This window comes from Streptomyces sp. WMMC500, from assembly GCF_027497195.1.
Classification (GTDB): domain Bacteria; phylum Actinomycetota; class Actinomycetes; order Streptomycetales; family Streptomycetaceae; genus Streptomyces.
In genome coordinates this window covers 728,162-749,622 of record NZ_CP114905.1, presented here as the reverse complement: position 1 = coordinate 749,622, position 21,461 = coordinate 728,162, and the positions used below count along the sequence as shown (strand labels likewise).

16 protein-coding genes are annotated in these 21,461 nt (G+C 76.6%); 15 read left to right on the top strand and 1 reads right to left on the bottom strand.

The genetic code is table 11. From position 1 onward, the window contains the following. Positions 1-56 precede the first annotated feature (56 nt). Entirely contained in the window at positions 57-869 is an 813-nt protein-coding gene (locus O7599_RS03055) for a 4'-phosphopantetheinyl transferase superfamily protein (RefSeq protein ID WP_281620510.1), read from the top strand. A 27-nt stretch (positions 870-896) separates the two neighbouring features. Here the strand turns inward: O7599_RS03055 and O7599_RS03050 are convergent, their stop codons facing one another. Then, positions 897-1,349 (bottom strand): DUF4188 domain-containing protein, encoded by a 453-nt coding sequence (locus O7599_RS03050; protein WP_281620509.1) that lies wholly within the window; start codon positions 1,347-1,349, stop codon positions 897-899. A 576-nt stretch (positions 1,350-1,925) separates the two neighbouring features. On the opposite strand from O7599_RS03050, the gene O7599_RS03045 reads away from it, so the two are divergent. The 14 genes from O7599_RS03045 to O7599_RS02980 all read left to right on the top strand — a co-directional run bounded on the left by O7599_RS03045 (position 1,926) and on the right by O7599_RS02980 (position 21,354). Further along, entirely contained in the window at positions 1,926-2,519 is a 594-nt protein-coding gene (locus O7599_RS03045; RefSeq protein ID WP_281620508.1) for an HAD-IA family hydrolase, read from the top strand. Between the two features lie 89 nt (positions 2,520-2,608). Beyond that, complete coding sequence (locus tag O7599_RS03040; protein ID WP_281620507.1) at positions 2,609-4,357, top strand: acyltransferase domain-containing protein; 1,749 nt, start codon at positions 2,609-2,611, stop codon at positions 4,355-4,357. Next, positions 4,350-9,314 carry an SDR family NAD(P)-dependent oxidoreductase gene (locus tag O7599_RS03035; protein WP_281620506.1) on the top strand — a complete coding sequence of 1,655 codons (4,965 nt, stop codon included), beginning with the start codon at positions 4,350-4,352 and terminating at the stop codon, positions 9,312-9,314. Before O7599_RS03040 ends, O7599_RS03035 begins: the two co-directional genes overlap by 8 nt. Beyond that, on the top strand, positions 9,311-10,240 hold the full coding sequence (locus O7599_RS03030) for a 3-oxoacyl-[acyl-carrier-protein] synthase III C-terminal domain-containing protein (RefSeq protein WP_281620505.1): 930 nt from the start codon (positions 9,311-9,313) through the stop codon (positions 10,238-10,240). Before O7599_RS03035 ends, O7599_RS03030 begins: the two co-directional genes overlap by 4 nt. A 71-nt stretch (positions 10,241-10,311) precedes the next feature. After that, positions 10,312-11,709, top strand: a complete 1,398-nt coding sequence (locus O7599_RS03025; RefSeq protein WP_281620504.1) for a hypothetical protein — start codon at positions 10,312-10,314, stop codon at positions 11,707-11,709. Beyond that, positions 11,706-12,977 carry a type III PLP-dependent enzyme gene (locus O7599_RS03020; protein WP_281620503.1) on the top strand — a complete coding sequence of 424 codons (1,272 nt, stop codon included), beginning with the start codon at positions 11,706-11,708 and terminating at the stop codon, positions 12,975-12,977. Before O7599_RS03025 ends, O7599_RS03020 begins: the two co-directional genes overlap by 4 nt. 61 nt (positions 12,978-13,038) lie before the next feature. Further along, positions 13,039-13,320, top strand: a complete 282-nt coding sequence (locus O7599_RS03015) for an acyl carrier protein (RefSeq protein WP_281620502.1) — start codon at positions 13,039-13,041, stop codon at positions 13,318-13,320. Positions 13,321-13,329: 9 nt separating this feature from the next. Next, entirely contained in the window at positions 13,330-14,178 is an 849-nt protein-coding gene (locus O7599_RS03010) for a hypothetical protein (protein WP_281620501.1), read from the top strand. Then, positions 14,175-14,885 carry an acyl-CoA dehydrogenase family protein gene (locus O7599_RS03005; protein WP_281620500.1) on the top strand — a complete coding sequence of 237 codons (711 nt, stop codon included), beginning with the start codon at positions 14,175-14,177 and terminating at the stop codon, positions 14,883-14,885. The genes O7599_RS03010 and O7599_RS03005 overlap by 4 nt, the downstream gene beginning before the upstream one ends. Then, positions 14,882-16,090: an acyl-CoA dehydrogenase family protein gene (locus tag O7599_RS03000; RefSeq protein ID WP_281620499.1), complete on the top strand. Its 1,209-nt coding sequence runs from the start codon at positions 14,882-14,884 to the stop codon at positions 16,088-16,090. The genes O7599_RS03005 and O7599_RS03000 overlap by 4 nt, the downstream gene beginning before the upstream one ends. After that, positions 16,083-17,441 carry an MATE family efflux transporter gene (locus tag O7599_RS02995; protein ID WP_281620498.1) on the top strand — a complete coding sequence of 453 codons (1,359 nt, stop codon included), beginning with the start codon at positions 16,083-16,085 and terminating at the stop codon, positions 17,439-17,441. Before O7599_RS03000 ends, O7599_RS02995 begins: the two co-directional genes overlap by 8 nt. After that, the gene (locus tag O7599_RS02990) at positions 17,442-18,173 is read left to right on the top strand and encodes a 4'-phosphopantetheinyl transferase superfamily protein (protein ID WP_281620497.1); all 732 of its coding nucleotides are present in this window, start codon (positions 17,442-17,444) and stop codon (positions 18,171-18,173) included. It begins immediately after the preceding gene. Then, complete coding sequence (locus O7599_RS02985) at positions 18,158-19,627, top strand: condensation domain-containing protein (RefSeq protein ID WP_281620496.1); 1,470 nt, start codon at positions 18,158-18,160, stop codon at positions 19,625-19,627. Before O7599_RS02990 ends, O7599_RS02985 begins: the two co-directional genes overlap by 16 nt. Beyond that, positions 19,624-21,354 (top strand): hypothetical protein, encoded by a 1,731-nt coding sequence (locus O7599_RS02980; protein WP_281620495.1) that lies wholly within the window; start codon positions 19,624-19,626, stop codon positions 21,352-21,354. The genes O7599_RS02985 and O7599_RS02980 overlap by 4 nt, the downstream gene beginning before the upstream one ends. The last annotated feature ends 107 nt before the right edge of the window (positions 21,355-21,461 follow it).

The following is a 21,461-nucleotide window of genomic DNA, read 5'->3' as shown; positions in this document are numbered from 1 at the left end:
CGGCGCGCGCGAACGGGCAAGGCGCTCAAGGCTGTTCGAAACGGGGGTGGGACGGCGTGACGGAGCACGCTGCCGGCGGTGTCCAGACAGGGGTACGGGCCGGTCCCGGCGCGGCCGCGCCGTCGGCGCTGCCCGCGGGAACGCGGGTGTGGACGTTCGCGGCCGGCGAGGGCGTCGAGCCGGACCTGTCGGCGCTCGACGAGGGGGAGCGGCGGCGGCAGGCGGCCTTCCTGCACAGGGCCGACCGGATCCGCTACGGCGTCGCGCACGCCGCACTGCGCCGGCTGCTCGGCGAGCTGACCGGCACCGCGCCCGCGGCGCTGCGCTTCGGCCGGCGCGCGTGCCCCCGGTGCGGCGGCCCGCACGGCCGGCCGGTGCTCGAACGGCCGGCGGGCGGCCCGGAGTTCTCGCTCTCGCACGGCGGAGAGCTGGTGCTCGTCGCCGTCGCGCCCGGCCGGGTGGGCGTCGACGTGGAGCCGGTCAGGGCCGTGCCGCCCGAGCCGGGCCTGGTGGAGCGGCTGCACCCGGCGGAGCGGGCGGTGGTGGGGGCGGCGCCCGCGTCGCTGCGGTCGGCCGCCTTCACGCGGGTGTGGACGCGCAAGGAGGCGTACCTGAAGGGGCTCGGCGTGGGGCTCGGCCGCGCCCTCGACGCCGACGACGTCTCCACCGGCGTGCCGGGCTGGCACCTGGTCGACCTGGCCCCCGGGCACGGCCACGCCGGGGCACTGGCCGTGGAGTCCGCCGTCATCCCGGACCCGGACCGGGAAGTCCGGGAAGCACGGCGAGCGCGGGAAACACCGGAAACACCGGAAACACCTGCAACACCGGGAACACGGGAAATCCGGTGGAGCGCCGGTGACTTTCCCTGACCCGGTGCCACCGGCCGTCGTCGCGGCTCATTCCGGTTCCGCCCTGCGGCCCGGTTCGCCGCCGAAAGCGGCGCCGAGTCCGAATTCCGGCATGTTGATATAGCGGGCCTCGTACGAGCCCGGCTGCACGTGGTACAGCTCGTGCCAGATGCCGACGTCCCCGCCGCTGCCGACGGCACGGTTGAACCACTTCCAGTACGCCCGGTGCCGGTGTTCCTGCGAGGTCGAGAACTCCGTTATGTGTGCGGCCGACCGCCAGTACTGCACGACCGTGATCGTACGTCCTCGGCGGCTCATTCTGCTGCCCAGCAGACCGAGTTCCGGATCCTCGCCGAGTTCGACCAGAAGTTTCGGCATCGCGGTGAACGCCGGCCACCACCTGTGCACCTTCCAGAGGTAATTGATCCGCATTCCCACCAGGAAGAGCACGAATCCGTGGCCGGTGTCGACATTTACCCTGCCCTGCTCTATCCGCGGCATGTCATCCGAGTCCTTTCCGGGAGCCGTCGCGCCCGCCGAGCCGGTCGCCCGTCATCGTAGAGCGTCTCCCGTGTCGGCAACATCGCCTGTACACGGGCCGGTTGGGGCGCCTAAAAGGGCAACATCCGCCAGTGACGCCCGAGTTGGGACATATCCGACAAATATTTTGCGAAGAAAGAATGGTTCAGACCAACAGATTGCATGTACGATGACGCTCGCTCGAACGCCCAAACGAACGCGCGATGGCCTCCAGTCATCGTGCGACTACTGCTCGTAACTCTCTGGATACGGCACCACATAACCCTCGCTGCATGGCCTGAAGTTCATCTTTCACCGAACGGACAGGTACTTATGTGGAAGGCGGCCCGCGTGGAGATTCCGGTGGACTCCACGCAACAGCCGGGACGAAGCGACGACGAACTCGACAACGGCGTGGCGACGTTGCCCGCGTGGCCGGGCAAGGCTACTGACGAGTTTTGCACGGAAACCCCGAAGACAGCTCTGAACAGCACGTATTCACTACTGAATGTAGGATTCCGCGACGTCGGCGACCCGGGTCGGCCGCGCTCGCTCGACGTGCACGCCGTGCTGTTCGACATGGACGGCACACTCGTGGAATCCACGGCCGCAATGGACCGCCATACCCGCATGTGGGCCAGGCGCCATTCCCTCGACCCCGAGAAGGTCGTACGCGCCTCACACGGGCGCCGTGACATCGACGTCATCCGCGAACTGGCCCCGCACGCCGACCCGCTCGCGGAGCTCGCCTGGTTCGACCACCTCTCCTGCACCGACTCCGCCGGCGTCCACGCCGCACCCGGCGCCACGGTGCTGCTCGCCACCCTGCCCCCGCGCCGCTGGGCACTGGTGACCTCCGCGACCCGGAGCGTCGCCCGCAGCCGGATGGCCGCGGCGGGGCTGCCGCTGCCCGACGTCCTGGTCTGCGCCGAGGACGTCGCCGCCGGCAAGCCCAGCCCCGAGGGGTACCTCACCGCCGCGGCCCGCGTCGGCGCACCCCCCTCGTACTGCCTCGTGATCGAGGACGCCGACGTCGGCCTGCGCGCCGCCCGGGCCGCGGGCATGCCCGCGCTCGCCGTCGCGGGACCGCCGGGCCCCGTCCACGGCCACCGGATCGCGGGCCTCGGCGCCCTCTCCGTCACCGCCGACTGACCCACCACCCGGCCGTACGAGCCGCCCCCGTGCCGACGGGGCCCGCGGCCACGGCTGCCGTTCTCACGCCACGCGAAGGGGAGGCGGAGATGGATCTGAGAACCGCACTGCTGCTGCCAGGACAGGGCGCCTACCGGCCCGGCGCGTTCGCCGGGCATCGGAGCGCCCCCGTCGCCGACCTGCTGGCCGTCGTCGACGCGGTGGCCGCCGAGTTCGGCCACGGCGCGATCTCGCCGCTGCTCACCGACGACGGGGCCGCGGACGGCCGCCGGCTGGCCGAGACCGACCCGTTCGCGCTGCAGCTCGCGATCTACGCCGCGGCGCTCGTGTACGCCCGCGAGGTGGACCTGCGCGAGCCCGCCGACGTCGTGGTCGGCCACAGCATGGGCGAGATGGCCGCCGCCGCTCACGCCGGCTGCTTCACCGCCGCGGACGGCGCCCGCGTCGCCGCCCACCGCGCCCGCGCCCTGGAGCACACCGCCGCCGGCACCGGCGGCATGCTCGCGCTCACCCTGCCGGCCCGCCGCGCCACCGCCCTGCTCGCCGCCGCGGAGCTGCCCGGCGCCCGGCTCGCCGTCGTCAACGCGCCGCGGCACGTCGTGGCCTCGGGCCCCGACGAAGCCCTCGGCCGCCTCGCCGCGCTCGCCGACGTGCTGGGCGTACGCGCCGTCCGGCTCACCGCCCCGTACCCGTTCCACAATCCGCTGCTCGCCACCGCCCAGGCCGAGTTCGCGGCGGCGATCGAGGGCATTCCCGAGCGGCCCGCCGAGCGGCGGCTGTACTCGCCGGCGCTCGGCGGGCTCGTCACGGACGACACCGGCGTCAAGGCGTCGCTGGTCGCGCAGGTGACCCGCCCCGTCGACTTCCTCGCCGCACTGCGCGACCTGCAGACGTACGGGCTGGAGTCGGTGGTGGAGTGCGGGCGCGCGGGGCTGGGGGAGCTGGTACGTCAGGCGGTGGGGTGCGACGCGCAGACCGCGGAGCGATGGCTCGCGGGCCGCGCGGGGGAGCGCCCCGCGGATGCGCCGACCGCGGCAGCCGCCGCAGCCGCGGTGCCTGCGGCACCGGGGACGACGGCGGCACCTGCGGCGCCCGCCGTGCCTGCGGCGCCCGCCGGACCGGCCGTGCCGGACTCCGGCGCGGCGGCGGGCCCGGCGCCTGCGGCGCGGGCCGTGCCCGGCGCGCCGATGCCGGTGGCGACCCCCGCCCTCGCTCCGGCATCGGCGGCGACCGCGGTGCCTGCGGTGCCGGCCGCTTCGGACGCCGGTGCGGCGGCGGGCCCGGCGCCTGCGGCGCCCGCCGCGCCCGGCGCGCCGATGCCGGTGGCGACCCCCGCCCCCGCTCCCGCGTCGGCGGTGCCTGCGGCGTCGGCGATGCCTGCGGCGACCGCCGTGCCGGACGCCGCCGGTGCGGCGCCGGGCCCGGCGCGTGCGGCGCGGGCCGTGCACGGCCCGTCGATGCCGGTGGCGACCCCCGCCCCCACTCCCGTACCTGCAACGCCCCCCGTGGCGCCGGACCCTCTGGCGGCCGCGCCCGCCGCACCCGCCGGGCCCGCCGCAGGCGGTGACGTGCTTGGCACCCTCCAGCAGGTCTACGCCGACCGCCTCGGCTACCCCGTCGAGGCCATGGACCCCGACGCCGACCTCGAAGGCGACCTCGGCATCGACTCCCTCAAGCGCATGGAGGTGCTCAGCACCCTCATCGACCGCTTCGGCCTGCACCACGTCGCCGACGACACCCGCTTCGCCCTCCAGTCCACCCTCGGCGGCCTCGCCCGGCTCATCGACGAGACCGGCCGCACCACCGCCGCCGGCACCGGCGTACGGGCCGATGGCTGACGGCACCGGGGGCGGTGGTGGCATCCGCCCGCTCCGCTACCGCGTCGAGGCCGGCGCCGCCGACCGCGCCGCCGCCGAGGCCGCCGTCGCGGCCCTGCGCGCGCGGGGCCTGGACGCCGCCGTACGCACCGCGGGTTCGCTGCCGTCCCTCGCGCCGGCACCAGCCGACGGCGGCCCCGGCGACGGCCGCCCCGCGGACGCCGACCCCGGCGCGATCGTCGCCGTCGGCATGGGCCTGGCCGTGCCGGGCGCCGGCTCGCCCGACGAGCTGTGGCACCTGCTGCGCGACCGCGTCCCGCAGTTCAGCGAGCCCGGGGACCGGATGGACATCGACGCCCTCTGGTCCGCGGACCCGGCCGCACCGGACAAGACGTACACCCGCACCTCCGGCTTCCTCCACGACCTGCGCCCCCACCCCCGGCTGGGCGCCGAACTCGCCGCCGGCCGCGCCCCGCAGCGCGAGCCGAGCGGCCGGTGGCTGCGGCACAGCGTGCTGCAGGCGCTCGACGGCGTCCGGCTCGACGCCGGTACGCGCACCTTCGCCGCGGTCGGCATGACCGCGGACGGCGGCCACGCCGCCGAGCACAGCCTGCTCCGCCACGGCGCCCGGCTGCTGGCCGGACCGGAAGCCGGTGACGCGGACCCGCTGGCCGCGCTCTACCCGGCCGGCTCGCCCGACCTCGCCGACACCGCGCCGTACCGCGTCGTGCGTGAGGCGCTGGCCGGGCTCGCCGACCCCGTGGAGACCGTCGTCGTCGACACCGCCTGCTCCTCCTCCCTCTACAGCTTCGACTTCGGCATGCGCGCCCTGCGTGAAGGCCGCGCGGACCTCGCCCTGTGCGGCGGCACGTACAGCGTCAACGCCCAGACCATGGTGCTGTTCGCCAAGCTGGACGGGCTGGCCCGGGGCGACCGCGTGCGCTCGCTGGACCGCGGCGCGGACGGCGTGCTGTTCGCGGACGGCGCCGCGGTCGTGGCGCTCAAGACGTACGGGCGCGCCCTGGCGGACGGCGATCCGGTCCTCGGCTTCGTCCGCGGCTTCGGCGGCTCGTCCGACGGGCGCGGCAAGGCGGTCTACGCACCGAACCCGGCGGGTCAGCGGATCGCCCTCGAACGGGCCTGGGCCGCGGCCGGCGTCGGCCCGGAGGACGTCGACTGGGTCGTCGCCCACGCGACCGGCACCGCCGCCGGCGACCGGGCGGAGCTGGAGGCGCTGGCCGCCGCGGCGCCCGGCAGGCGGTGGACGCTGACGTCGAACAAGTCGCTGATCGGGCACACCGGTTGGGCGGCGGGCGCGGTCAACGTCATCCACGCGCTGCTCGCGCTGCGCCACGAGGCGATCCCCGCGCAGCACCTCTACACCGAACCGGTCGCGGGCCCGGCCGCCGTGCCCGTACGGACCCTGCCGTGGCACCCGTCGCCGGACGGCCGGGCCCGTACCGCGGGGGTCTCCGCGATGGGCTTCGGCGGCACCAACGCGCACCTGATCGTCAGCGACCGCCCGGGACCGGCCGCACCGGCGCCCGCAGCCCCGGAGCCGGTCGTCGTCGTCGCGACGACCCTGCTGGCACCGGAGGCCGGCCCGGTCTTCGGCACGTCGTTCCCGACGCCGGCGCCGCTGGAGGTGCGGCTGCCGCCGGCGGTGCTGGAGCGGCTGGACCGCAGCCAGCTCATGGCGCTGCGCTGCGCGCTGGCGCTGCGCGCGGGGTGGGGCGAACCGGACGCCGGACTCCTGGCGCGCACGGGGGTGTTCGTCGGGCACAGCGGCCAGGTGCGGCAGGCGATGGCGTGCACGCTGCGCGCGTACCTGGACGACATCGCGGCGCGTGCGGAGGCGGACGTGTCCGCGCTGGCGGCGGGCGTACGGGCGCTGGCGCCCGAGAGCAACAGCGACTCCCTGCCCGGGCTGATGCCGAACATCATCGCGTCCCGGGTGGCCCAGCTCCTCGACCTGCACGGCCCGAACATGACCCTCGACGCCGGCCCGGACTCCTCCCACGCGGCCCTGGCGGCGGCCTGCCGCCGCCTCGCGGCACGGGAACTGGACGCGGCGGTCGTGATCGGCGTGACCGCGGCGGCGGAACTGGTGACGCCGCCGCCGGGCGGCGTCGCGACGGAGGCGGCGGCAGCGGCGGTCCTGATGCGCCGGGCGGAGGCCCGGGCACGGGGCCTGAAGATCCTGGGGGAGTTGCGGGTGGCCGAGCCGCCGGTGGCGGGCCGCCGCGCACGTGCCGGCACCGCCGCGGACCCGGCCGGGGCGCGGCCGTACCACCACGCCGCCGAGGGGCTCGTGGCGCTGCACCGCGCCGTCCGCGCGGACGACGCGGCGGCGGACCTGGCCCCCGCGGAGCCCGGCACGCCCGCGCTGACCTACGTGCCCGAGCCGCCCGCGGCACCGGACCGGCTCGGCGAACTGCGCCCGCACGTGCTGCGCCTGAAGCGGCTGGACCGCCCCGGGGTACGCACCCCGCTGCCCGCGCTGCCGCCGGACACCCTGGTGCTGACGAACGACCCGGAAGGGGCGGCCGGTCTCACGCCGCCGGGCTGCGTCGTGGCGGTCCCGCGGGCGGCGCACCCGGAGCCGGCGGGGGACGTGCGCGTACTTGACGCCCCGGAGGACCTGGCCGCCGTCCTGGCGGAGCGCGGACTCCGCCACGTGCGCGTCCTCTTCGACACGAGGCGCCGCCCGGCCGGGGACGACCTGCCCACCGCGGCCCTGGAACTGCAGGAGCTGGCGTTCGCCGCCGCGCACCTCCTCGCCGACGACCTCGACGCCCGCGGGTCCTTCGCCGTGCTCGTCCTCGACTCCGGCGACCCGGCGCCCGACCCCGCCACCGGGCTCTTCACCGGGCTCGTCCGGGCGCTGGCCGCCGATCTGCCCGGCGCGCTCGTCTACGCGGTCGTGGCCGACGCCGACGACCTCGCGGGCGGGCTCGAACCGCTGGGCCGGGAGTCCGCCGTCGAACGGCACCTCGCCGTCGCCCACTACCGGCGGGGCGTCCGCGCCGAAGCCGTGCTCGCCCCCGCGGAGGGCCTCCCTCCGGCGGAGGGCCTCCCTCCGGCGGGCGGCCTCCCTCCGGCGGGCGGCCTCCTTCCGGCGGACGGCCTCCTTCCGGCGGGCGGGCTGCCGCGCGCGCCCGTCGTCGTCGCCACCGGGGGCGGGCGGGGCATCACCGCCGAGCTGGTCGACCAGCTCGCCGGGCTGTCCAGACCCGCCGCGATCTGGCTGCTCGGTTCCGGGCCCGCCCCCGGACCCGCGGACGCGGGCGACCTCCCCGCCGACCGGCCGGCGGCGCTGCGCCGGCTGATGGCCGAGCACCCCGGCGCCAAGCTCGCCGAGCTGAACCGGCGCCACAACCGCGCACTCCAGGCCGCCGAGCGGGCCCGTACCCTGAGGCGGCTCGCCGCCCGCCACGGCGCCGACCGCGTGCACTACCGGCAGTGCGACGTCCTCGACCCCGGCGCGCTGCGGGCGGTGGCCGCGGAGATCGCCGCGGCCGGCGGCGCCGACGTCGTCGTGCACGGCGCCGGCGTCGAGCGGGCCACCGCGCTGCGCCGCAAGACGCCCGCCGAGTTCCGGTCCGTACGGGACGTGAAGGTACGCGGCTGGCTCCACCTCCGCGCCGCGTTCGCCGCCCACGACCCCGCGCTGTGGCTGGCGATCAGCTCGGTCACCACCGTCGTGGCCCGCCCCGGCGAGGCCGACTACATCTCCGCCAACGAGTTCCTCACCCACGCCGCGGCCCACGCCCGCGCCACCGCGCAGGCCGACGTGCACGCCCCGGTCTCGGGGCTGTGGACCGAGACCGGGATGGTGACGCACACCCAGGTCCAGGACGCCTACCTCGCCCGCGAGGACAACTTCACCCACCTCGACGACGCCCTCGGCCGCCGCTGGTTCCGCACCGAACTGCTGCACCGCCGCCGCGACCCGCTCACCTCCGTGTGGCTCGGCGAGACCGAGTGGCGCATGCTCGCCGCCGCCGCGCCGGAGCTGCGCGCCGCCGGCGCCCGGCCACCCGACCCCGCCGGCGCGTTCGTCCGCGGTGCCGGCGCGCCCGCAGAAGGCGGCGGCACGGCCTGGGAGGTACGGCTCGGTCTGGACGACCACCCGTACGTGCGCGACCACCGCGTCGACGAACGGCCCACGCTGCCCGGGACGTTCCTCATGGAGATCGCCGCCGAGGCCGCCGCCGCGGTCGGGGGCGGGCGCCCGGTGGCGGTCACGGACGCCGTGTTCGCGCGGTTCGTGCGCGCGGCGGAGGAGCACTGGCCGCGCCGGCTGCTGGTCACCGCGCGGGCGGAGCGGCCCGGCCGCGTCGAGGTGGTCCTCGCCGCCCCGCCGCGCGGCCCCATTCCGGCGCAGGAGTACAGCCGGATGACGGTCCTGCTCGACGGCGCGTACGCCCCGGGCCCCGACCCTGAGCCGGGCGGGGACCCGCTCGTCCCCGCTCGCGACGCCTACGCGGACGCCGGCTCCCCGGTGCGGCTCCGCGGCATGTTCGACTCGCTCCGCGAGCTCCGTACCGGCGCCGCCGGGGGCTCGGCCCGACTGCACCTGCCGCCGCCAGAACACCTCGGGCCGCTCCGGGACTTCCTCCTGCCCGCGCTGGCCATGGACAGCCTGCTGCGGGCGACCGCCGCCTCCGCGGACGCCGCCGACGCGCCGGTTCCCGTGCCCGTCCGCATCGACCGGTTCGACCTCTACGCCCCGGGCAACGACGCCGCGCTCGCCGAGGCCCCCGCGCCGGTGGACCTGCGCCACCGGACCGCGGGCGACGGCACGGTGGCCCGCTGCGAGGCGGTCGGCGACGGCGGCCGGGTGCTGTTCGCGTTCACCGGGCTCAGGACCCGCGACAAGCGTGCCACGGCACGGCTCTCCGGCCGACCGGCCCCCGCGGCGGCTGACGGCCCGCCGCCCCCGTCCCGTACCGCAGCCGGAAGGAGTGCCCGATGACGGCCCTGTACGACGTCGCCGCCCACGTCGCGCCCGTGTCGGTGCCCATCGCCGACCTCGCCCCCCGCCTCGGCGTCGGCGACCGCGACCTCGCGCTCTTCCACCGCTACTTCGGCCTCCGCGACGTCCGCATGTCGCCCGGCGCCGGACTGCGCGAGATGACCGTGGCCGCCGGCCGCGGGCTCACCGCGCTGCGGGGCAACGAGCACCGCGTGTCGTACGTCGTCAGCGCCCGCACCATCCCCATCGGCTCCCGCGCCTCCCGGAACCCGGTGCACGACGCGGCCGACGAACTCGGCCTCGGGCACGCCGCCGTGTTCACCGTCACCCAGCAGGCGTGCGCCTCCGGGCTCGCCGCCGTCGACCTCGCCGGGCGGCTCCTCGCCGAGGACGGCGACCCCGGCGCGCTGGCGCTCGTCGTCGCGGGGGAGAAGGCCGACTGGCCCACCGCCCAGCTCATCCCCGGCACCACCGTGATGGGTGAGTCGTCGGCCGCCTGCCTGGTGTCCGCCGGGGGCGGCGGGGACGTGCTGCGCAGCTACGTCACCCGCACGTTCGGCGAGTACCACGACGTGAAGCTCCCGCCGCCGCGCGGCGAGGAGTTCGAGCGCCGCTACGCGGAGCGGCTGACGACCGTGATCCGCGAGGCGGTGGCCGCGGCCGGAATCTCCCCGGAGGACCTGGCGTGGATCCTCCCGCACAACGTCAACCGCATCTCCTGGGCGAAGGCCGCGCAACTGCTGGAGTTCCCGCGCTCGCGCGTCTGCCTGGACAACGTCGCCTCGCTCGGGCACTGCTTCGGCGCCGACTCCTTCATCAACTACGTGACCCTGCGCGACGCCGGCCGGCTGCGCAAGGGCGACTGCTACCTGATGGCCGCGGTGGGGCTCGGCGCCACCTTCGCGGCCGCGGTGTTCCGCCACTGACGGCGGGCGCACGCGACAGACCGCACGGCTCCAGGAGAACGCCAGGAGAACGCCAGGAGAAGGGGGACGACATGACCGGCAACCCGCCGGCCGACGACTTCATGAGCGGCGTCCGGCGCGCCTGCACCGGCGACCCGGCCGCACCGCTCGTTCTGCTCGGCAACATCGAGGTGGAACGCGACTGGGCGCGCGGCGAGCCCGGGGTACCGGCCGTCGGGGACAACGCGCTCTCCCCGGTCGTCGCGCGCATGGACGAGTTCGCGCTGCTGCTCGGCGACGCGGCCGACCACGTGATCCTCAAGTCCGCACCCGACCCCGGCTACCTCGACTACCTGCGCGGCCTCGGCCTCGGCCTGCCGCACGTGCAGGTCACCGACCGCTGCCGGCCCGGCGTCCCCGTCACGGAGGAGGCGCTGGAGTCGCCCGGCCTGCTCGCGCGGCTGCGCGAGCTCGGCACCCCCCGGCTCCTGCCGCACGGGATGTCCGCGGCCGAGGAGGAGCTGTGCCGGCGCACGGGGCTGGCGTCGGCGCTGCCGGCCGCGACGCTCGCCAAGCGGGTCAACAGCAAGATCTACAGCCGCCGCGTCACCGCCGAGCTGGGCGTGCCGCTCGCCGAGGGCTGGGAGTGCGAGTCGGTCGCGGAGTTCGAGGCCGTCGCGGAGAAGGCCGCGGCCCGGATCGCGGACGGCGCCGTCGTCGGGGTCAAGGACGCCTACGGCGTCTCCGGCAAGGGCATCGTCGTCGCCGACCGGGTGCGCCGGCTGGAGCAGGTGGTGCGGATGGTGCGCCGGCGCGCGGAACGCACCGGGGACGACCGGCTCGCCGTGGTCGTGGAGGTCTGGGCCGACAAGGCCGCGGACCTCAACTACCACCTCACCGTGGGCCGCGACGGATCCGTGCGCTTCGACTTCGTCAAGGAGGCGCTGACCGCGGGCGGCGTCCACAAAGGCCACCGCTTCCCGGCCCGGCTCACCCCCGCACAGCACGCCGTCGTGGCGGACACCGCGCGGCTCCTCGGCCGGCGGCTGGCCGCCGACGGCTACCACGGGCCCGTGGGCGTCGACGCCCTGGTGCGGACCGACGGCACGCTGCTGCCCGTACTGGAGATCAACGCCCGCAACAACATGTCCACCTACCAGACCCGGCTCCAGGAGCAGTGCGTCCCGGCCGGCGCGGTCGTCGTCGCCCGGCAGTACGACGTGCGGCTGCCCGCCCCCGTCCCGTTCGACCGGCTCGCCGAAGCCCTCGGCGGGCTCCTGTTCGACCGCGCCGCCGGCCGCGGCGCACTCCCCGACAACCACGCGACCGCGGGCGCCGCCTTCGCCGGCCCGGAACGGGCTCCGGCAGCCCCGGCGGCCCCGGCGGACGGCCGCTTCTACTTCCTGCTCGTCGCCCCCGGCCAGGCGGAAGCGGACGCCCTGGACGCCGAAGTGGCCGCGCGCCTCACCGAGTTCGGAGACGTACGATGACCGACGACACCCTCGTCACCCACTGCCAGGGCCTCGCCCTCACCGACCTGGCCGCCGAGTTCGGCACGCCGCTGTACCTCTACGACGCCGACCGGCTGCGCGACCGCTACACGGGCCTGCGGGAGCGGCTGCACCCGGCGCTGCGGCTCTTCTACTCGCTCAAGGCCAACCCCAACCTCGCCGTGACCCGCACCATGCGCGAACTGGGCGCCGGTCTCGAACTGTCGTCGCTGGCCGAGCTGGCCACCGCGCAGCGCGCCGGCGCCACCGGCGAGGAGATGCTGTTCCTCGGCCCCGGCAAGAGCCGCGACGAGATCGCCGCCTGCCTCAAGGCCGGGGCCCGGCTGATCGCCGAGTCGCTGCCCGAGCTGGCCGTGATCGACGAGGAGGCCCGCCACCGCGGCACCACCGCCGAGGTGCTGCTCCGCGTCAACCCGGCGTTCGAGCTGAAGGGCGGCGGGCTGACGATGGGCGGCAAGCCGCGGCAGTTCGGCATCGACGAGGAAGTCCTCGACGCGCTCGACCCGGCCGAGCTGCGGCGGTACGGGAACGTGCGGGTGACCGGCGTGCACGCGTACATGGGCACCCGCATCCTCGCCGCCGCCGCGATCGTGGAGAACACCCGGCGCATCCTGGAGCTGGCCGAACGGCTCGCGGGACGGCTCGGGTTCGAGCTGGGCACGGTCGACGTCGGCGGCGGGCTCGGCGTGGCTTACCACGCTGCCGAGAGCGACCTCGACGCCGACGAGCTGACGACGGCGCTGGACCCGGTCGTCGCCGCCTTCCACGCCGCGCACCCGGACACCGGGCTGGTGATGGAGCTGGGCCGCTACCTCGCCGCGCCGGCCGGCACCTACCTGACCCGGGTGCGCTACGTCAAGGAGTCACGCGGCGAGCGCTTCGCCGTCTGCGACGGCGGCACCAACCACCACATGGCCGCCGTCGGCATCGGCTCGCCCTTCCGCCGCAACTTCCCCCTGCACCGCGTCGGCGGCGGCGGACCCCTCGTCCCGTGGAACGTCACCGGGCCGCTGTGCACCCCCAACGACACCCTCGGCAAGGCCGTCGACCTGCCCGCGGACCTGGCGCCCGGCGACCTCGTCGCCGTCACCCGCTCCGGCGCGTACGGGCCGAGCGCCTCGCCCGTGCTGTTCCTCAGCCACGGCCACCCCGCCGAGGTGCTGGTCACCGCCGGTCGCGCCCGTCTCGTCCGGCGCCGCGACACCGTCGACGACCTGCTGGAGCCGCAGTCGGACGCCGCGCCGTAGCCCCGCCCCCACCGACCACCGTACGCACGCACGCACCACCGCACTTCTCAGGAGGCAGAGCATGACCACGCACGTCGACGAGGCCGGGTCCGACCTTGAGTCCAAGGTCATCAAGTCGCTGGAAGCCGTGCTGCGCAAGGACCTCGGCGAGGCCACCGCGCAGACGAAGCTCTTCGAGGAACTGGGCCTGGACTCCACCAGCGTCCTCGAACTCCTCATGACGCTGGAGGACGACCACGGCATCGAGATCGACCCCGAGACCCTGGAGCCCGAGCACCTGGAGACGGTCGGCGCGGTGTGCGCGTTCATCCGGGTGTCCGCCGGCACCGGCGCGGCGGGCTAGGCGGTGGCGATGCCCGTCAGACTGGAGCGGCTGACCGCCGTCGGCCCGCCGGAGGCCGGCCACGGCGGCACCACGGCCGCGGACCTGAGCGAGTACGCCGACGACCTGGAGACGGTCTACGGCCCGCTGCCCGACCGCACCTGGCTGGATCGCGGCGAGCGCGTCTCGTACGCGGACCTGGTGACGGCCGCTGCCGACGTGCTCGGCGGCACCGGCAGCGGCGTGGACCTGCTGCTCACCGTCACCCCCGTGCCGGACTGCCAGGCCCGGGTGCTGCCCGGCTGCCTGCTGGCCGAACTGCTGGGCGGCCGGCCGCTGGTCATCGGCGTCAACGACCAGGGCGCCGCCGGGCCGTTCACCGCGCTGCGCCTGGCGCGCGGCCGGATCGCGGGCGGCGAGGCGCGGCGCGCCGCGGTCGTCGTCATGGAGCAGTCGACGCTGCCGCCCGAGCCCGGGTACGCGCTGCCGCCGGGCAGCGGCGCGGTCGTCGTGGTGCTCGGGGCGGACTCCGGCGCGGACTTCGGCCCGGACTCCGGGGCGGGCCCGGCCCGCCGCGCCGGACCAGGGTCCGGGACCGGGCTCCGCCTCGCGGAGCTGACGGTCCGCCGGCTGCCCGCGGCGGACCGGCGACCGCCGCGCCCGCGGCCCGCCGGCTGGCTGCAGCCGTGGTACGAGGCCGCCCTGCGGCACGCCGCCGACCCGGGCCGCGAACTCGCCGTCGCCGACCGGGACGAGGCCCTCGGCTACGACTGCCTGGCCCTGTTCACGCCGGTACCCGCGGCCGGCGCGGGCGGCTTCCCACCGGAACCGGTCGTCTCCGACCGGCTCACCACCCCGTTCCTGGAGGCGCGGACGTGACCGCACTACCCCTCCCGCATCCCGCACCGGAACCGGCCGCCCCGGTCGCCGACCCGGTGCTCGACACCGCGCTCGGGCTGCGCTGCCGTGCCCGCGCCAAAGCCGAAGGCCCCGCCCCCGCGCTCGCCGAACTCCGCGCGGGACTCGGCCCCGACGCCCGCGCCTGGGGCCCCGGCGGGCACGCCCTGCTGCCGCTGGCCGCCGCCGAGGCACCGGGCGGCGCACCGGTGGCCACCCTGGAGTTCGCCGGCGGCGACCTCGGGGTGTGGCGCGACGAACGCCACCGCGACGGGACCACCGGCCCCTGGACCACGGGTGTGCTGTGGATCCGGCTGGGCCTCACGGAGCACCTGCTGCGCACCGCCGCCGACCACCTGGCGGGCCGCCGGGTGGGCGGCGAGGTACTGGCCGACATCTCGTCCGTACGCACCATGCACGGCGAAGCCGCCGCGGACCTGCTGGAGGCCCGGCTGCTGCTCGAACACGGCGCGGCCGGCGGCGGACCCGGCTCCGCCGCGCTCGCCGCACCCCGCGCTGCCGACGCGCTCGTCCGGGCGCTGCGCGCGGTGCTGCGGCTGCTGGGCGCCGCCGGCTATCTCGACGCGGGCCCCGGCCGGCTCGCCCGTGCCGTCGACCTGCTGGCCGACGTCCATCCCGTCCCCGCGGAGCCGGCGAGCGGGCAGTACGCCACCGAGGTGAGGCCATGACCACCACACCGACCCGCGGGCCGGCCACGCCCACCCGCACGCCCCCGGACCTCACGCGCCTGCGTGCCGCCGTGGAGGAGTACGCGCACGCCTTCCGCGCCACCGCACTGGCCATGGACGAGCCCGGCGCCGACCCCAGGACCCTCAACCCCGTCGTCCACGACGCCTACTTCCCCGTCCTCCTGGGCCTGCCGCCCGCGTACAACCCCGACCCGCTGATCGTCGACGGCCGCCCCTGCCACCTGCACTCCTGCGTCGAGCGCGTCGTCGTGTACGAGCGTCTGGCCTGGGGCGACGCCGCGCTGATGGTCGCCGCACCCGGCCCCTCCCTCTCCGGCGTGCTCACGGAGGAACTGGGCGACGACGACCAGAAGGAGCGTTACTACGCCACCCTGGCCGCCCGCCCCACGTGGACGTTCTTCGCGCTCACCGAGCCGCACGCCGGCTCCGACGCCACCGCGCTGACCACCGCGCTCACCGAAGCCGGGACCGAGGCCGGCGCCCCCGGTCCGTACCGGCTCAGCGGCGTCAAGAAGTACATCGGCAACGCCGTCCGCGCCGACCTGGGCGTCGTCTTCGCCCGCATCAAGCCGGGACCCGTCGGGGTCGTCGCCGTGCTGGTCGAGCCCACCCGGCCCGGCTTCACGGCCACCGCCCTGCCGACCACCGGCATGCGCGCCATCGGGCTCGCCGAAGTCCGCCTCGACGGCGTGCCCGTGGCCCGCTCCGACATCCTCGGCATGCACCTGTCCGCCACCCGCCGCGGCATCGTCGGCGCGATGCGGACCTTCAACCGCGCCCGCCCCGTCGTCGCCGCCATGGCCCTCGGCATCGCCCAGGCCGCCTGGGACTACGCGGCCGTGAACCGCCGCGCGCTGCGCGCCGACGAGTCGTCCGCGATGGAGGGCCTGCGGCGCCGGCTGGCCGGCACCCGGCGGCTGGTGCTGGCCGCCGCCGAACAGGCCGACCGCGACCCCGGCGACGGCACGGTCGCCTCGGCCGCCAAGTACCGGGCCGCGGAACTGGCTCTGGAGACCGCCGAGTACGCCCTCCGGCTCTTCGGGCCCGGCGCCCGGCTGGAGCACCCGCTGCTCGACAAGCTGCACCGCGACGCCAGGGCCTTCGAGTTCATGGAGGGCACCGGCACCATGCAGCGGCTCAACCTCGCCCTGGGCCACCGGAAAGGCAGGATCCTCGATGACTGACGTCAAGGAGCACGGCGACCCGGCCCCGGACGCCGCCCCCGCCCCGCCCCCCGACCTGCGCGGCCGGCTGCGCGGGCTGGCCGTGCCGATCTGCCTCGGCGTCGTCACCGGCCTCGGCGCCCAGTTCGCCATCTCGGCGCTGCTGGGCAACATGGGCGGCGACGCGCTGTACATCCGGGCCCTCTTCATCCCCGTCTCCTTCTTCTTTCTGGCGCTGGAGGAGGGCATCGAGATCAGCAGCCAGGTCGTGTCCGCCCGCCGCCGCGGGGCCGACGAGGGCGACGACTCGCAGCCGCCGCTGGTACGCATCGGCGCCATCGCCCTCGGCTGCTTCGCCGTCGCGGCGGCGGTCATCGCGCTGGCCGCGCCGCAGATGGCGCGGACGCTGGACGTGGACGCCGCCTCGCACGACGACTTCGTGCTCTTCGCCCGGCTGGTGGCCGCGTCCTTCCTGCTGGCCGTGCTCACCTCGGTGGTCGCGGGCACCCTGCGGGGCTGGGGCAGCGCGCGGTCGGCGTCCGTGATCACCATCGCCGTCGCCCTGATGCAGGTGCTCGGGGTGTGGCTCCTCGGCTTCCACGCCGGCATGGGCGTCTTCGCCGTGCCCGCGTCCATCGCAGGCGCCTCGGTGGTCGGCCTCGCGTCCGGGCTGGTCCTGCTGGCGCGCACCGGGCTGCTGCGCTTCGGCGGGGCGGCGGAGCCGCTGAGGCAGACGGTGGGGATCCTGGTCACCGTCGGGGTGCCGGTGGCCGTCTCGTACCTCTTCATCGCCGGCATGAACTACACGTCGCTGTGGGTGCTCTCCGACTTCGGCCCGGACGCCGTCGCCGGCTACGGCGGCGCGCACGCCATCCAGGTGCTGTCGCTGTCGCCCGCGATCGCGCTCGGCTCGGCCGTGGCCATCACCATGAACCAGTCCCTCGGCGCCGGCGAGGGCCACCTGCTGCGGCCCGTGCTGCGCGAGGGCGTGCGGTACGTGCTGGCGGTGTACGCGGTCCTGGCCGTGGCCGGCTTCGCGCTGGCCGGGCCGCTCGGCAGGCTGATGAGCGACGACGGGGGCACCGCCGCGTTCACCGACGACTACCTGACCGTCGTCGCGCCGAGCTGGCTGGCGTTCGGGCTGCTCAACATGGTGACGATGAGCCTGCAGCAGGTGCGCAACGGGCACATCACCATCGCCTCCGACGTCGTCTACCTCGGCGCCGTCAACGTCGGCGGCGGGCTCGTCGCGCGTGCCGTGGACGACGCGGAGGCGTACTTCGTCGCCCTGGCCGCCGGCAACGTCGTCATCGGCGGGCTGCTGCTGGCCACGGCCTGGCACCGGTTCGGCCGCGCCGCGGAGGCGGCCTAGGTGTCCGGGAAGGCAGCCGGGGGCGCGGCCGGCGGCGGTGCCGTGCGGGTCTGGGACGTCGACCTGTCCGGCGACGCCGGTGCGGCGGGCCCCGCCACGGGGCTGCTCACCGACGCCGAACGGGCCCGGGCCGCGCGGCTCGCCGACCCCGTACGCCGCACGGCGCTGCTCCGCTCGCACGCCGCCGCCCGGCGGCTGCTCGCCGAGCACCTGGGGCTGCCCCCGGAGCGGATCGGGTGGACCCCGGGGCCGTACGGCAAGCCGGCACTGACGGGTGCGGGCCGCGGCTGCGAGTGGAACCTGTCGCGCTCGGGGCTGCGCGCGCTCGTCGCCGTCGGCGGCGCCGCGCCCGTCGGCGTCGATCTGCAGGCGGAACACCCACACGGCGACCCGCTGGCGCTGGCCCGGCGGTTCTTCGCGCCCGCCGAGGCGACGCAGCTCGCCGCGCTGCCCCCGGGCCGGGCCCGTGTGCGCCGGCTGTGCTTGCTGCTGGCCCGCAAGGAGGCGCGGGCCAAGGCCGTCGGCGGGCGGCTGCTGGACTTCCTGCGCCACGACGTCGGCGCCGCCCCGGCACCGGACGGCGGGTCCCGCCGGCCGGGCGGCACCGGGTACGCCGTCGCCGATCTCGCGGTGGGACCCGGGTACGCCGCCGCGGTCGCCACCACCGGCCGCCCCACCGGCCGCATCGACTACCGCAGTTGTGACTGGAGGGACCTGTGCGTACGGAACTGAGCGAGGTGGCGGGCCGCACCGCCCACACCGCCCGCGTCGGCATCACCGGAGCACCCGCGGGCCGGGGGCCCGTGACCTGGGGCCAGTGGGCCATCCGGCGGGCGATGCTCGACACCGAACCCGACGACCACGGCACCAACGTCAAGGTGGTGGTGCCCGTCGCCCCCGCCGTCCCCACCGCCCGCGCGGTCGAGGCCGTACGCGGCCTGCTCACCGTGTACGACGCGCTGCGCACCCGGGTCCACGTGGGCGGCGACGGCGCGATGCACCAGGAGCTCGACGGCGACGGCACGTTCGACGTGCACGTCTTCGACGCCGCGGACGCCGCGGCGGCCACCGGGCTCGCGGATGCCGTCGAACGCCGGTGGCGCGCCGTGCGGTTCGCGTACGACCGCGAGTGGCCGGTACGCGCCGCGCTCGTACGCGTCGACGGCGAGGTGGTGTGCGCGGTCCTCGTCCTCGCGCACGTCGCCACCGACGCGATGGGCCTGACCCTGCTGCACCGCGCGCTCACCGAACTGCTGCGCGGCGCCGACCCGGCGGCGCTGCGCGCCGCGAGCCGCGGCCACCAGCCGCTCGCGGAGGCCGGGTTCCAGACGTCGGAGAAGGGTCGCAAGCGCGACGCGGCGGCCCGGCGGCACTGGGTGGAGTCCCTGCGCGACGCCCCCGAGCGGCTGTTCACGCGCCGGCCGGGCGCGCGTCCCCGGTTCCGGCAGGCGGTGCTCGCCTCGCCGAGCCTGCCGGGGGCGCTGCGGACGCTCGACGAGCGCTGGCGGATCAGTTCCTCGGCGATCCTGCTCGCCGCCGCCTCGGCGGTGGTGGCCCGGCAGTCGCGGCACGACCGCGCCGTTTTCCAGGTGATGGTGAGCAACCGGTTCCAGCCCGCGCTGCGCGAGGCGGTGAGCACGGTGACGCTGGAGGGCCTGTTCACCCTCGACGCGGCACTCGGACCCGACGCCGGACCCGGGGCGTTCGAGGCGCTGGCCCGGCGCGCGGCGCAGGCGGCGATGAAGACGTACTACCACGCGTACTACGACAAGTCGGCGCTCCTGGACGACCTGCGCGGGCTGGACGAGCGGCGCGGCCGGCCCGTGGACCGGACCTGCTGGTACAACGATCTGCGCGACATGATCACCGAGGCGCGCTCTGTGGACCGGCGCGAACACGAGGGCGTGCGGCCCGAGTCGTCGGTCATCGAGTGGCAGACCCTCGGCCGGCAGTCGGAGACGTCGGTGGCCTGGCACGTGTACAGCAGCCGGCACTTCATGCCGGTGTCGCTGACCGTGGACACCGGCCTGATCGACGAGCCGGCCGCGGAGGCGATGCTGACCGGGTTCGAGGCGCTGATCGTCGACGCGGCAGAGGCGGCAGCGGCGGCGCCGGCGGCCGAGGACACCGTCGGGGATGCCCGGGGCGCGGGTGCCGCGGGCCGGAGCCGGGCGGCGCTCGCATGACGCGACCGCCCGTCCGGCTCAGCACCGTCGTCATGTGCCACCCCTCGCGCCTCGCCGGCGCCGAGCGGGTCGCCGGCGAGTGCGCGCCGCTGCCCGCCCGTATCGTCCGGGACCCGGAGCCCGGCGGCGTCCCGAGCCCGCTGCGCACCGCGAAGGTCGCGTGGGCCGCGATCGCGCCCGGCGCCACCCACCACCTCGTGGTGCAGGACGACGCCCACCTCATCCCCGGCTTCGCCGGACACGTCACCGCGCTCCTCGAACGCCACCCGGACCGGGCCGTGTCGCTGAGCGTGCTGTGGGTGTCGCCGTACAACTCCTACCGGGTGCGGCAGGCGGCCGTGGGCGGCTATGCCGCGGTGCGGCTCGCGCCGTGGGAGTGGGTGCCGTCGCTGGCCCTGGCGCTGCCGGCGGACACCGCCCGCGAACTCGCGGCGTACCTCGCCGGGTTCCCCGACGACACCCGCGACGACGACGAGCACATCGCCGTGTTCTGCGCCGAGCGGGGCATCCCCGTCGTGGCGCCGGTGCCGCACGTGCTCGACCACGGCGTCGGGCCCTCCGTCGCGGGCAACGACCACCACGGCGTCCGGCTCGCCGTCGCCCGCGCGGCCGGGCCCGTCGGCACCGACCACTGGGCGGGCCCGGAGCTGGCGGACCCGGCCCGCCACGGCGGCCTCGGCTACGCCGTCGAACTCGTCGCGTCCCGCTGCCACGTGCGGATCCGGCGCAGCGGCGCACAGGAGCCGGCGGAGCAGCCGTTCACCTGGCCGTGGCGGCCCTGGTCGGCGCTGCTCGGCGTGGCGCACGAGACCGTCGCCGCCGCCGCCCGCGCCGCCGGGCCCGCACCGCGGGTGCTGCCCGGGGAGCCGGCCGGCGAGATCTGGGCCGCGGGCTACCTGCTCGGTGCGCTCACCCCGGACGGCGGGGACGCGCGGGCCGAGCACCGGCGCGTACGCGAGGACGCCCGCGCGGCGGCGCTGCGGAGCTGGATCACCGCGGGGCTGCGCCCCGACGACCTGGCGGCCCTCGGCGAGGAGGGGTGCGCGGAGGCGGCAGTGTGGGCGGCGCGCGCCGTGGCCGCGGGCCGGGCGGCGCGCGCGGGTCTGCCGGGCCCGTACGAGAGCCCGCCCGCCGCGGACGAGACGGCGGACCGCGACCGCGCCGCTCCCGGCACCGCGTCCGCCACGGACCCGCGCGCCGTCCTGGAGCGGATGGCGCGCCGTGAGGCACGGCTCCTGCTGGGCACGGCGCCGGCGGAACTGCCCGACGTCCGGCTCAGGGTCCTGCCCTGCCCCGAGCATCCCGCCGCCGAGCCGGTCCCGCCCACCCGCGACCTGCCGGTCCGCTGGCTCGGCGAGCACCTCAGCGAGGTCGCCGGCGACTCCACCCTCACCGTCCTCGCCTGCGAACGCCTCGAACCCCGCCCGCTCGCCGGCCTCGCCGCGCTCCTCGACGGCGGCTGGAAGGGCACCGTCGAGACGCGCGCCGCCACCGTGGCCCGGCTGCGCGCCGCCGGGCTGCGCGGCGCGGCGGTGACCGCGGCGGTGGACGACGCCGAGCGCCGGTTCGCGGCCGGCGACGGCGCCGTCGTCACGCTCCCCGCGGCCTGCCGCGCCGCCGGCGGCACGCCGCGCCGGCTCTGGCCGCACGACGATCCGGAGCTGTCCGGGGACGACGCCGTCTACGCGCGGCTGCGGCTGCGGTTCGTACGGGAGACCGCGCTGTAGGCGGCGCGGAAGAACGCCGTCCGCACCCCGAGGCGGTCGGGGCACCGGTTGACCACCGGCGCTCCGGCCGCCTCTCCGTGTGTCCGGGCCGGGTCGTCCGAGGGAAA

Coding starts and splice junctions, on each gene's coding strand:
- O7599_RS03040 (WP_281620507.1), top strand. CDS start 2,609: ATGGATCTGAGAACCGCACTGCTGCTGCCAGGACAGGGCGCCTACCGG.
- O7599_RS03050 (WP_281620509.1), bottom strand. CDS start 1,349: ATGCCGCGGATAGAGCAGGGCAGGGTAAATGTCGACACCGGCCACGGA.
- O7599_RS02980 (WP_281620495.1), top strand. CDS start 19,624: ATGACGCGACCGCCCGTCCGGCTCAGCACCGTCGTCATGTGCCACCCC.
- O7599_RS03020 (WP_281620503.1), top strand. CDS start 11,706: ATGACCGACGACACCCTCGTCACCCACTGCCAGGGCCTCGCCCTCACC.
- O7599_RS03030 (WP_281620505.1), top strand. CDS start 9,311: ATGACGGCCCTGTACGACGTCGCCGCCCACGTCGCGCCCGTGTCGGTG.
- O7599_RS03000 (WP_281620499.1), top strand. CDS start 14,882: ATGACCACCACACCGACCCGCGGGCCGGCCACGCCCACCCGCACGCCC.
- O7599_RS03015 (WP_281620502.1), top strand. CDS start 13,039: ATGACCACGCACGTCGACGAGGCCGGGTCCGACCTTGAGTCCAAGGTC.
- O7599_RS02995 (WP_281620498.1), top strand. CDS start 16,083: ATGACTGACGTCAAGGAGCACGGCGACCCGGCCCCGGACGCCGCCCCC.
- O7599_RS03010 (WP_281620501.1), top strand. CDS start 13,330: ATGCCCGTCAGACTGGAGCGGCTGACCGCCGTCGGCCCGCCGGAGGCC.
- O7599_RS03025 (WP_281620504.1), top strand. CDS start 10,312: ATGACCGGCAACCCGCCGGCCGACGACTTCATGAGCGGCGTCCGGCGC.
- O7599_RS03035 (WP_281620506.1), top strand. CDS start 4,350: ATGGCTGACGGCACCGGGGGCGGTGGTGGCATCCGCCCGCTCCGCTAC.